Here is a 12,496-nt window from a genome sequence, read left to right on the forward strand (position 1 = left end):
ACTGGTCGAATTGTTGCTATTAAGCACTCATTTCTTAAGCACGTTTTTTGACCGAGCGAAGAGGGCATTGATTCATGGAACTAAAAGTAGACACCCACACCCACACATACGCAAGTGGTCATGCTTACAGCACGTTGATCGAGAATGCAAAATCGGCAAAACAAAACGGTTTAGCTATGTTTTGTACGACCGACCATTCCGAGTCTATGCCGGGCGCGCCACACTATTGGTTTTTCAGTAACCAACGTGTGCTCCCTCGTTTTATTGAAGATGTCGCTATTATTCGAGGTGTCGAGTCAAACATCATGAACACACAGGGTGAAATCGACATTCATCCGAGTGTGGATAAGAATCTAGATTGGGTGATTGCCAGCTTCCACGAGCCCGTTTTTCGCCCGTCGGATGTTGCTACTCATACAGAAGCATTGTTGAATGTGATTAAAGGCGGTCGTGTTGATGCACTTGGTCATTTAGGCAACCCAAATTTTGATTTCGATTTTGAAGTTGTGATTCAATGTGCGGCGGAACATAACGTAGCAATCGAAATTAATAACACCACGCTTAAAGGCAATAGCCGCGTTGGCAGTGTTGATCGTTGTTACGAGATCGCAAGAATTGCTAAAGCGAAAGGTGCGTTTATTACGACAGGTAGCGATGCGCATTTCTGCATAGATGTGGGTGGATTGGATCTCGTGTCTTCACTACTTGGTGAGGTGGGCGTGGATTCGAGTAAAGTGATTACCCATTCACCACAGCAATTCCTAGCCTTTTTGGTATTACGTGGTCGTCAATCGATTGCCGAGTTTTCGGTATTTGAGTGATGGTTTGTCCGGTACTTTATACTTTTTAGTCATTGGTTAGCTAGCTAGTTTGCATTTCGACACAATCAATTTTTGTGCCCGACGGATTTTTGTATACACTAACCGAAAATAATAAAGTCGAAGTGCCACAGTACAATAATGATGGCTCTAACTTCAAAGACACCGCTTCACTTGGAGAAATAATGAAAACTCGCTCAATCCTTTTATCTGGCTTAATCGCTGCTTCAGTATTGTCTGGCAACGCATTTGCTAATGTTGACCTTAAGAAAAACATGCAAGAAATGAAGCTTGCGTTCAAACAAGCGGCAGAAGCTCAAAGCATTGAAGAGATGCAAAAGCCTATCGTTCGTTTAGATACGCTAGTGGCAGAGCTCAAAACGGGTGTTTACCCAGTCGAGAAAGAAGACAACTTCATGGAAGGGTTCAAAAAGATCAGTGCATCATTGGATAGCATTGAGCAGAAGCTAGACCAAGGTGACTTAGAGTCGGCACAGCAGGAACTTCGTACTATTGACGGCCTTCGTGAAGAGTACCATGAGAAGCGTAATCCAAGCATTTGGAGCAAGATCTTCGGCTAATTTGCCAATCAATTGAGTTTGCTAGATACGTAACAAAGAGCAAAACCTCAAGATTCGATTTCTAAAACGCTGTCTTACATTACCCTCTTTAGGGGAAGGTGTAAGGCGGCGTTTTTTATTGTCGTTTCTCTAAACAGTTTACTGCTATTTTTCTAGACATTTTACTGCTAATAGACGCGTAACATTCTTTTGGCTCTTTGGTTGTAACCAGTTTTTAACTAAAAAGAGTGTGCGTTAGCTTCAATTTTTTAACTTGCTGTTAATCTTTACGTTTACCTATATTCCAAGTCCCTCATAATAAGGGAAATTTATAAAGATTTGGAATAATGCGCCGAACTTCGTTCAACTTCTCCATGTTACTTGCTACAGCATTAAGCTGGGTGCTGGTGACATTAATGCCTGTTATCAATGCTCATGGTAATAGTGTGGGAGTATGGGCGTCGTTATGTACGGTCAATGGCTTTGAACTGGTTCAAATTGAAGAAGGTGAACCTAATACTCACAAAGGAAAGCCGTGTCCCTTTAGCCATTTTTCCACGTTTCACCAAGACGAACTTCCAACTACACTACTGACAACTCGACTGAGTTCTATTGTCTCAGACAGCTACGCTTTTTTGGCTCTAAGCGAACGCTACACGAGACAAGCCCCGCGCGGCCCTCCCTTTGATATTGCTTAAACCTAACCCACTAAAATAATTAAAAAATAAAGTATTAAGTAAAGTTAAACATGCTCAGATTACTTTCTGATTTTTCAGAAGGTATGTTTGCGTGTGTCAAAGGAAATAATAATGTTGAGAAATGAATCTCAAAGATCTGCGAAAGCACAAGCAACTTCGCAGTCTACAAGCAGTGCAACAACTGGTTCGGAAACCAATATAAAAAGCAAAGACCGCAATAAAACTCTCTACTTCCTCACTTGGCGCTGGCACTTCTATGCCGGGCTATTCGTTATCCCATTTATGTTGATGTTGAGTATTACTGGTTTGGTGATGCTGTTTGATGATGAACTTGAGACCGCTCTATACCCAGAAGCACTAGTGATGCAGAGTGGTGTGAGCTCAAGCGGCATCATCCCAATTAAAGACCAGCTCGCCGCCGTTAAATCGCGATATCCAGAAGGAATAGCGACTCAATTTATTACCGCTAGATCTACAGATTTACCTAACCGCTTCTCTGTGAACTTGGTCGATGGTCGGTCAGTATTTGCAACCGTGAACCCCAATACTGGTCAAGTGATCAGTGAAATCCCTCGCAGTGATAGTTGGTATCAGCTGGCGAACGACATTCATGGCACTCTACTGTTAGGGGATTGGGGAGATTACCTGATTGAAGTAGCGACCAGCTTATCTATTTTGCTATTAGTGAGTGGTATTTATCTATGGTTGCCGCGCGACAATGCCACAAAAGCAGGCTTTTTGAAGATCCGCATTTCTTCTGGATCTCGCATTTTTATGCGTGACCTGCATGCAAACCTTGGTGGTACTCTGTCTTTAGTGTTGCTGATGTTCTTATTGTCTGGGCTTGCTTGGGCAGGCTTTTGGGGCGGTAAGATGGTTCAGGCTTGGAGTAGTTTCCCAGCTCAGATGTGGGATGATGTCCCTTTGTCTCAGCAAACACACGGCTCGTTAAATCACGGCTCGGAAGAGGAATACCCTTGGAACTTAGAGCAAACTCCGCTTCCAGAGTCGCACGATCACTCTTCAATGAGTGACGAACACAGTCACCATATCGCTTCTGGAGAAAGCATTCCGCTTGAGCAAGTGGTTCAAAAAGCGAATGAACTCGGCTTTACTTACTATCGAATTAACTTCCCTCGTACTGAAACGGGTGTCTACACCATCACGGCCAATACTATGGGCGGCGACATTATTGACCCTAGGGAAGATCGAACTACTCATCTAGACCAATACTCAGGCCGTATTCTGGGTGAGGTGACCTGGCAAGATTATAACTTCATAGCCAAGACGTTAGCTGTTGGTATTTCTCTGCACCAAGGTGACATCAGTATCATCAATAAGCTTCTAAATGCCTTGTTCTGTTTGGCGTTTATCGTTGTGTCAGTGACTGGCGGTGTGATGTGGTGGAAGCGCAGACCGTCAGGCCAACGCAAGCTCGGTACACCACCTAAGTTTGGTGATGCTGGCTTATGGAAAGCAGGCTTGGTGACTGTGATAATTATTTCGGTACTATTTCCTTTAGCGGGGGCAACGATTGTGGCTGCGATGCTCTTGGACTGGTTGCTTTTCTCACGTATTGAGAAATTCAAAACGGCGTTGAGCTAATTGAATCAAAAACGGACCTTTTCGACATTGAGAAGGTCCGTTTTGTTATTAAGGTGTTTTTTATCAACAAGACTTTAGATTTGATACAGCTCTAGCGGCAGGCCGTCTGGGTCTGCGAAAAACGTAAATGATTTCCCCGTAAACTCATCAACTCGAATCGGTTCGACTTCAATGCCTTGTTCTCCCAAGTAGCTTTTGACATGTTGAACGTCATCAACACAAAAGGCCAAATGTCTCAGCCCTTGAGCTTCCGGAAAGCTTGGTCTTTCAGGTGCGTCAGGGAAGCTGAATAATTCTATTTGAGCGCCATTAGGCAGTGCCAAGTCGAGCTTATACGACTGACGTGCTTCACGATAATTCTCCGCAATCACTTCAAGCTTTAAAACTTCCGTATAAAAACGTTTAGAGACTTCGTAGTCTGAGCAAATAATGGCGGCGTGGTGTATTCCTTTCAGCATCAGTTTATTTCTCCTGCCAGTTTGTCACCCAAGTGTTCCATCGCGTAATCAATGAATACACGTAATCGAGCGGGCATGTACTTGGTTTGAGCAAACTGCATCGCGATAGCGCCATGGTAATTACTCTTGATGGTCCAATCTTCCAGTACTTGCACTACAGAACCTTCAGCCAATGCATCTTGGATCACGAAGTCATGGAAAATACCCACGCCAAGCCCTTCTTTAACGCCTTTCAATCGCATCTGAGAGTGGTTCACAGCGTAACGTCCGCTGACGGGTACTGTGTAAAACTCATCATCTTTAAGGAAGTCCCAAATGTGGTCTTTATCTGTTTCTGCAAGGTATAAGCAGTCGTGCTCAGACAGCTCGGTAGGGTGGTGAGGGGTTCCTTTAGCATCTAAATAGCTAGGGCTTGCACACAACACGAGATTTGTTTTTCCTAATGCTTTCAATACCAAACTTTCGTCGGGCTTATCGGTAAGGCGAAAAGCAATGTCGATACCTTGACGTAATATGTCAATGTCGCCATCAGCCGCTCTTAACTTAAGTTGGATCTCAGGGTACTGATTTAAGAATGGTGCAACAAAAGGCTGTAGAACCGAGTTCAAGAAGGCTTCAGGGGCTGCTACCGTTATCGATCCAGCAGGTTCAGTATGGTCAGAGGTAGACAGCTCAACCGCTTGTTGCGCCGCATTAATCATGACCACGCTTTGGTCGTATACCAACTGGCCTGCTTGCGTGATGATCAATGTACGAGTGGTACGTTCAAACAGCTTTACTGAGAGTGCTTTTTCTAGACGTGTGATCAATTTACTCAACGCTGAGGGTGTCACCCCTAACTGCTTTGCTGCAGCGGTAAAGCTACCTTCATTCACAACTAAGATAAACGAGGCGAGATCGGGAAGTAGGGCGATGAGTTTTGGGTTAATCATAAGTGTCCAGTAGGGCTAGTTACAACGGTGAGCTTATTGACAATTGTGAGTGATCTCTTCTGATTTGTGAATCAATTTCATTAATCACTTGACGTGATTGCTCTGATTGCTTGGCGTGTTTTGCTTTTCATCTCATCGGTTTTCATCTGTATAGCGGAGTTGCTGATGCACATTCTAAGAGAAGCGGATAATCATCACCATATTGTTCTGAGATGAAAAATAGAGATCTGATATGAAAGTGAAATTAGACACAAACGGAAGGGGATTTGACGTTAAAAAGAGCAGGTAAGACGCGTTTATGTGCCCTGTGTCACTGGGATGAACCATTATTCGTGCCTGCGATTCATTAATGTTTTTCCAACTAGAGGGATAATCGAGAAGGGAGTGTTCAACTAGAATATAGAGATTAGTTTTACAGTGTAAATGATCGTTTTAGGATCGTTTATATCCCTAAATAAAGCGGCGCGTGATGCTGCTGAATAATAACTAGGAAGGAATGAACAATGTCTTCTGCATTTTACCAACAGATTCAAACGCAAATCGAAGAAGTTAAAGAAGAAGGTCTTTATAAGTCTGAGCGCATTATTACTTCTGCACAAAAAGCAGCGGTTTCTATCTCGACTGGTGAAGAAGTACTAAACTTCTGTGCAAACAACTACTTAGGTCTTGCTAATCACCCAGCTCTTATCGAAGCAGCTAAAGATGGTATGGATCAGCACGGCTTTGGTATGGCTTCAGTACGTTTCATCTGTGGTACTCAAGACTCTCACAAAGAACTAGAGCAAAAGCTATCTACGTTCCTTGGTAAAGAAGACACTATCCTTTACACATCTTGCTTTGATGCAAACGCTGGCCTATTCGAAACGATTCTAGGCAAAGAAGACGCAATCATCTCTGACGCACTAAACCATGCATCTATTATCGATGGCGTTCGTCTGTGTAAAGCAATGCGCTTCCGTTACGCGAACAACAACATGGAAGAGTTAGAGCAACAACTTATCGCAGCTAAAGAAGCGGGCGCTCGTCACACGCTTATCGTAACTGACGGTGTGTTCTCTATGGACGGCGTAGTTGCTAACCTTCCTGCTATCTGTGACCTTGCTGACAAGTACGACGCACTAGTAATGGTTGATGATTCTCACGCTGTTGGCTTCATGGGCGAAAACGGCGCGGGTACTCACGAGTTCCACAACGTTGTTGACCGTATCGACATCATCACAGGTACGCTTGGTAAAGCAATGGGTGGCGCTTCAGGCGGTTACACTTCTGGTAAGAAGGAAGTGATCGACTGGCTACGTCAGCGCTCTCGTCCATACCTATTCTCTAACTCTGTTGCTCCTGCAATCGTATCGGCATCTATCCGCGTTCTAGATCTTCTAGCCGAATCTGGCGACCTACGAACTCAACTATGGGAAAACTCTGCTCACTTCCGTACTCGCATGGAAGAGGCTGGTTTCACTATGGGCGGCGCTGACCACGCAATCATCCCAATCATGCTTGGTGATGCAAAAGTAGCGGCTGAATTCGCAGAGCGCGCTCTAGAGAAAGGCATCTACGTTGTAGGTTTCTCATTCCCTGTAGTACCAAAAGGCCAAGCTCGTATTCGTACGCAAATGTCTGCTGCACACTCTCGTGAGCAACTAGATCGCGCAATCGATGCGTTTATCCAAGTTGGTAAAGACATGGGTATCATCTAATTTTAAAGGGGTGCCTTTAGCATCCTTTGATTAGATAAAACAACACCCAATAGAACATATAGATTTTTGATTCTCGCGTTACAGTTAGGCGAGATGAACTGGATAACATTATGAAAATTAAAGCACTTTCTAAGCTTAAGCCTGAAGAAGGCATCTGGATGACCGAGGTTGAAAAACCTGAAATGGGTCATAATGATCTTCTTATTCGTATTAAGAAAACTGCAATTTGTGGTACAGACGTACATATCTACAACTGGGATGAGTGGTCACAAAACACAATTCCAGTACCTATGGTGGTAGGTCACGAATACGTGGGTGAAGTTGTTGGCATCGGCCAAGAAGTTCGTGGTTTTGAAATCGGCGACCGTGTATCTGGTGAAGGCCACATCACATGTGGTCACTGTCGTAACTGTCGTGGCGGCCGTACTCACCTTTGTCGTAACACAACAGGTGTTGGCGTAAACCGCACTGGTGCGTTCTCTGAGTTCCTTGTGATCCCTGCGTTCAACGCATTTAAGATCCCTGCAGAAATCTCTGACGATCTAGCATCAATCTTTGACCCGTTTGGTAACGCAGTACACACAGCGCTTTCTTTCGACCTAGTAGGCGAAGACGTGCTAATCACTGGTGCTGGTCCAATCGGTATCATGGCTGCTGCTGTTGCTAAGCACGTTGGTGCTCGTCACGTTGTAATCACTGACGTAAACGAATACCGCCTAGACCTTGCTCGTCAAATGGGTGTAACTCGCGCAGTAAACGTAATGGAAGAGAAGCTTGAAGACGTAATGGCTGATCTCGGCATGACTGAGGGCTTCGATGTAGGCCTAGAAATGTCTGGTAACCCATCTGCGTTCAATAGCATGCTGACTAACATGAACCACGGCGGTAAGATCTCTCTACTAGGTATTCCACCATCAGACATGGCAGTAGACTGGAACCAAGTAATCTTTAAAGGCTTGGTTATCAAAGGTATCTACGGTCGTGAGATGTTCGAAACTTGGTACAAGATGGCTTCTTTGATTCAATCTGGCCTAGATCTAACACCAATCATTACTCACCACTACAAAGTGGACGACTTCCAGAAAGGCTTCGACATGATGCGCTCTGGTATGTCTGGTAAGGTGATTTTAGACTGGGAGTAGGTTACTACCGGTTTTGAATATCAGAAGGCAACAGGTAAAACTGTTGCCTTTTTTGTCGCCATTCTGTAGCCATTTTTAATTGATAATAAGCTTAATCTATTGATATTTAATGGTTATTCTTGTTTTTTTATATAGTGGCAAGTTTGATTCAATCAGGGTTGGACCTATCACCAATCATTACTCATCACTTTAAAATTGATGATTTCCAAGCTGGCTTCGATGCTATGCGTAGTGGGCTTTCTGGCAAGGTTATCCTTGATTGGGAATAGAAAAAATTAGGCTCTAAATAGCAAAAGGCGACAGTGAAAACTGTCGCCTTTTTTACGAATAAAACCGCTAAATAACGGTCGATTACAGTGTCTGCCGCCACTTTGTCGCCATTAATTCTCTAATGGATTGAGGTGTACAGCTTGTATCAAATGTTCTGGAGCAAAATGAGAATACGCCATTGTCTGCTCAATCTTAGTATGCCCAAGAATACGCTGTAACACCAAGATATCCCCTTTGTTCATCATAAAATGCGAAGCAAAGGTATGCCGTAGAACATGCGTCGCTTGCCCACTCGGAACGTGCTCTGGTAAAGCTCTTTTAATGTAGCGCCAGGCGTCCTTGTAACTCGTGTTAAAAATTTCATGGTCGCTCACGGCGATATCTAAGATCTCTTGATATAAAGCTGGTGAGATGGGCACACTTCGATTCCTCTTACCTTTTGTCTCGGTGTAAGTCAGTTTAAATTCAGCTACCTGTGAACGGGTAAGAGTTAGAGCTTCACTTATACGGGCACCGGTGGCTAAGCAAATCTTAGAAATTACAATGAGCTGTGGAATCGAGACTGTAATGACTCGGTTGCAATTCTTTAAGTTAACTAAGAACTCTTCAATTTGTGGCTTGGTTAGATATGCCAGGTTCTTCTCGCTAGTTTTGATTGTATCGATAGCTTCAATCGGGTTGGGGTATATCCATTGATTGTACTTGATTAGTTTCTTGAACATTCCCTTTAGATAAATCAATTCCATGTTATGTGTTGTTGGTGAGACCTCAACAGATTTATTTTTGCCACGGTAGGGTATTCGCGCTGCACGATAGTCCAAGTAGTCTCGTTCTTTAAGGTGGTAGGCAATCGGGTTACCTAATCCTTCAATTGTTTTGGCTATTAGATCCCGAGCTTGTTTACCTGATTTCAACGTATGACCGTGTATGTTCCACCAAGTGTCTAACAGTTCGCTCATTCTACGGTGATCGGGTTTACTTCCCATCCATGGCTTATCGTCAATCTCCTTCAACGTGTGAAGCTCAAAAGCTTTTGCTTCTCCCTTAGTCGTAAACTTTTTACGAACACGCTTCCCCGTTCGCCCATTCGGGTAACATTCGCAGAGCCAAGGTTTGGTAGAACCATCTTTTAAATTACGGATAGACATAATAAAGCCTAAAATTACTGTATATAAAAACAGTTTAATTGAGGCTGAAACGTAGAACAATGTTTTATATCGGACAAAAAGCACAGGTTAGGCTCCTATCTCAAAGTGCTAAGAAAGCTAATAGGTTATTGTGATCCGCAACAGCAGTTTTGACAGTACAAAACTGGAAGGTAACTTCTCTCGTTGGAAAGACTTGAAGAGCATTATAATGGTTGAAAACTTCCGTATTGAGAAATGAAAAGTAATCGACCTAGAGTATCGTTACTATATCAGCTCCAAAGTGCTAAGCGCAGAGCAAGCTGCGATGGCAGTTAGAGAGCATTGGGATATAGAGTCAATGCATTGGGTACTTGATGTCAGTATGAATGAGGATGCGTGCCAGATATACAAAGACCATGGAGCGGAGAATCTATCTTGCTTGCGTCATATGAGCTTAAATATGCTCAGAGAAGAGCCAACTAAGCTAAGCATTGTTGGGAAGCAAAAGCGATGCATGATGAATACAACCATTCTAGAGGCAGTATTAAGTGCTGGTTTTACTCAGGCGGTGAAAAACTAGGCACTCATGCGGTCGCCCTGCTGCTCAATTGACACTAAATTATGGTTTTTTTATACAACCTCATTCAACTGAGGTATTTACTCTATTTTTTAACGAAAATACCACCATATTCTAGTTAAAAGTGAACTGCTGTATCGAATTCACGCTAAGTTGATGTTAATTCAGCCAATATTCGGCTATATTACACTCGATGAATAAGGGCGTAACGATTTTTATTCTCACTCCTCTGTTGTTAAGGTAGGTAATGTGCCATTAGTCATGGCGTTATTTTTAGAATAAATGTGGGTTCATTGATGAGTATTAAAGATTTAAGTGTAGTAAAGAAAATTGGGTTGAGTTACTTAGCCGTATTTCTGGTTTTTGCAGTTGTTTCTGTAGTGATGATGTCGAGTTTATTATCACTGACTAAAAACACAGCGATATTAACTGATAAAAGCCTGCCATCGGTTGCCTTGCTTAAAGGTATTCAAGTTGATATTACAAAAGTTCGTAAAGATGAATTTTCGCTTCTGTCAAATGCAAAGCATCCCAAAATCGCGGAATGGATAGAGGAGCTTGAACAATGGAGGGAAAATGTTCAACAAGGTATTTTATCGTATGAAGCTCTAGCGCTGAGTGAGCAAGAAAAGCGTTCTTTTAAAGTATTTAAAGATACATGGAATAGTTATATTTCTGAAACGCAGCAATATAATTATTTACTTGCACAAGGTAAGGCAAAAAAAGCAAATGAAGTTGTTTTATCTAGTTTCACTACATATACAAAAGCTCTTACTAGCTTGGACAATACGCTTAGCTTAAATGATGAGCTTATAAATCAGCTAAAAGTAGAAGTACAAAGTGAATCTCAATCGACTCAACTTACTGCCACCGCTGGTTCCTTAGTCATTATCGGTATGATAATTCTTTCGTCAGTTCTGTTATCTCGAGTAGTTTGTAAACCGGTTAATCGAGCTTTATGGTTTGCTTCTCAGATAGCTAAAGGTCAGTTGAATAATACAATTGACGAAAGAGAGTTAACTGAAGATGAACTTGGTACTTTGCTGAAAGAGTTAGTATCAATGCAAAATAATTTGCATTCTTTAGTCTCAGAGGTGAGTGATTCTACAATTCAATTAACAGCAGCGGTGGAAGAGGTGAGTGCAATATCAGCTCAAACGGCTTCAGGAATGCAAAATCAACAATTAGAGTTGAGTTCTGTTGCATCGGCCATGACAGAAATGCAGGCCGCAGTTAACGAGGTAGCGCAGAATACAGAAAGTGGAGCTACCTCAGCAAACTCAGCAACTGAAGTTGCAAAGCACGGAACCGAGATTTTAAATAAAACAATCCAAGAAATTGATAAGGTCACTAAAACAATACAAAACACAGATGAATTGGCAAGTGATCTAGAAAATAGTTCAAGTAGCATTAATGTTGTTGTTGATGTTATTAGAGGGATTGCGGAACAAACGAACCTATTAGCCTTGAATGCTGCAATAGAGGCTGCTAGAGCAGGAGAGCAAGGGAGAGGCTTTGCTGTAGTAGCTGATGAAGTTCGTTCTCTGGCTCAACGAACGCAAGAATCTACAACGCAGATTGTCGATATTGTTGAAGACTTACAAGAAAAAACCATCAAAATGGGGGAGGCAAGCAGGGAGTGTCAGAGTGGTATCGCTACATGTGTTGACCAAGTCAATGAGGCTGGAGAACAAATTGATATGATTGAACACTCTGTCGAGAATATTGCTCAGATGAGTACTCATATTGCAACAGCATGTAGTGAGCAAAACTCAGTGTCAGAAGAGTTAAATCGAAGTGTGGAGCATATTAATTCAGCATCCTCAGAAATGGCAGAAGGCACTTCACAAACCGCTATAGCGTGTCAGGAAATCAGTAGTCTAGCTCATAATCTCCAATCGAGGATGGGAGCATTCAAGCTATAGAAAGGTGCACTACGCCTTAGATTTTTTTAATCAGGAGTGGCGTTGTTGATCAAATCAGCTCGAAGATCAACTCTAAGCCATTTCTGTCCAGAATCTTCATAGTTGGCACTTCGTAACGTAGAAGTGCCCCATAATCACTAAGAGTAAATGGTCATACACATTCTATTCATCTGTGTTTGCAATATCTTTTCCTCATGCCTAGAGCTCCAACAATGTAACTAAATGTTCTAATCCACAACAGACTAACCTTCAATCACACTCACGCACGACATGTTGTTCAACTATTTCTAAGCTATTGAATAATTGAGAACTAAAGGGAAGTTTTGATTGATAACATGCCTTGAATTGGAAGCAATATGTGCTTGCACGGTTTTCAACTAGAAATTAGATTCAAACTAATTATATGCATAATTTTCAGTTGGTTAGATAGGGTTCTTGAGATATGCTGAATACATAAATTCGTGCTGGCACGATATTAAAATGTTAGGCATCAAAATGTCAATATAAGGATGAGTATGAAATTATATAAGTATGTCTCGGCAGATATAGCCAAGTTAATTTTAAAAAATCGAACAATTCGTTATACGCAACCTGATTTCGGCTTTGTTGCGTAATTCAGTGGAACTAAATCCAGAACCTACGATCTGATCAGCTACGTCCACTCTCTCGTAGCCCTATTCCTAAACC

At 42.4% G+C, this 12,496-nt stretch carries 10 protein-coding genes and 2 pseudogenes; 9 read left to right on the forward strand and 3 right to left on the reverse strand.

Annotated elements, in window-relative coordinates; all coding sequences use genetic code 11:
- The first annotated feature begins 74 nt into the window (after positions 1-74).
- The 4 genes from AB6D80_RS16835 (at position 75) to AB6D80_RS16850 (ending at position 3,681) form a co-directional block, all read left to right on the forward strand.
- The gene (locus tag AB6D80_RS16835; protein ID WP_009845603.1) at positions 75-821 is read left to right on the forward strand and encodes a phosphatase; all 747 of its coding nucleotides are present in this window, start codon (positions 75-77) and stop codon (positions 819-821) included.
- Positions 822-1,003: 182 nt separating this feature from the next.
- Positions 1,004-1,399 (forward strand): cytochrome b562, encoded by a 396-nt coding sequence (locus AB6D80_RS16840; RefSeq protein ID WP_017100642.1) that lies wholly within the window; start codon positions 1,004-1,006, stop codon positions 1,397-1,399.
- Positions 1,400-1,725: 326 nt separating this feature from the next.
- A complete protein-coding gene (locus AB6D80_RS16845; RefSeq protein ID WP_017103905.1) occupies positions 1,726-2,076 on the forward strand; it encodes a hypothetical protein in 351 nt (116 codons plus the stop codon).
- A 111-nt stretch (positions 2,077-2,187) separates the two neighbouring features.
- Positions 2,188-3,681: a PepSY-associated TM helix domain-containing protein gene (locus tag AB6D80_RS16850; RefSeq protein ID WP_371708259.1), complete on the forward strand. Its 1,494-nt coding sequence runs from the start codon at positions 2,188-2,190 to the stop codon at positions 3,679-3,681.
- A gap of 74 nt (positions 3,682-3,755) precedes the next feature.
- Here the strand turns inward: AB6D80_RS16850 and AB6D80_RS16855 are convergent, their stop codons facing one another.
- Complete coding sequence (locus tag AB6D80_RS16855) at positions 3,756-4,139, reverse strand: VOC family protein (RefSeq protein WP_231904363.1); 384 nt, start codon at positions 4,137-4,139, stop codon at positions 3,756-3,758.
- On the reverse strand, positions 4,139-5,071 hold the full coding sequence (locus tag AB6D80_RS16860) for a LysR substrate-binding domain-containing protein (protein ID WP_371708258.1): 933 nt from the start codon (positions 5,069-5,071) through the stop codon (positions 4,139-4,141). Before AB6D80_RS16860 ends, AB6D80_RS16855 begins: the two co-directional genes overlap by 1 nt.
- Positions 5,072-5,574: 503 nt before the next feature.
- On the opposite strand from AB6D80_RS16860, the gene AB6D80_RS16865 reads away from it, so the two are divergent.
- From AB6D80_RS16865 to AB6D80_RS16875, 3 genes and pseudogenes are all read left to right on the forward strand, one after another.
- Entirely contained in the window at positions 5,575-6,768 is a 1,194-nt protein-coding gene (locus AB6D80_RS16865) for a glycine C-acetyltransferase (protein ID WP_137001333.1), read from the forward strand.
- A 110-nt stretch (positions 6,769-6,878) separates the two neighbouring features.
- Entirely contained in the window at positions 6,879-7,910 is a 1,032-nt protein-coding gene (tdh, locus tag AB6D80_RS16870) for an L-threonine 3-dehydrogenase (RefSeq protein ID WP_004730216.1), read from the forward strand.
- A 128-nt stretch (positions 7,911-8,038) separates the two neighbouring features.
- A pseudogene (locus AB6D80_RS16875) lies at positions 8,039-8,179 on the forward strand (L-threonine 3-dehydrogenase); the annotation flags it as partial.
- Positions 8,180-8,290: 111 nt separating this feature from the next.
- Here AB6D80_RS16875 and AB6D80_RS16880 read toward each other — a convergent pair.
- Positions 8,291-9,328: a tyrosine-type recombinase/integrase gene (locus tag AB6D80_RS16880; protein WP_182796471.1), complete on the reverse strand. Its 1,038-nt coding sequence runs from the start codon at positions 9,326-9,328 to the stop codon at positions 8,291-8,293.
- A gap of 151 nt (positions 9,329-9,479) precedes the next feature.
- Between AB6D80_RS16880 and AB6D80_RS16885 the strand changes: the two are divergent.
- Positions 9,480-9,887, forward strand: a pseudogene (locus AB6D80_RS16885) (ISAs1 family transposase); the annotation flags it as partial.
- 293 nt (positions 9,888-10,180) lie between these two features.
- Positions 10,181-11,809: a methyl-accepting chemotaxis protein gene (locus AB6D80_RS16890; protein ID WP_017096612.1), complete on the forward strand. Its 1,629-nt coding sequence runs from the start codon at positions 10,181-10,183 to the stop codon at positions 11,807-11,809.
- The last annotated feature ends 687 nt before the right edge of the window (positions 11,810-12,496 follow it).

The organism is Vibrio sp. 10N.247.310.17 (genome assembly GCF_041466605.1).
Classification (GTDB): Bacteria; Pseudomonadota; Gammaproteobacteria; order Enterobacterales; family Vibrionaceae; genus Vibrio; species Vibrio tasmaniensis_A.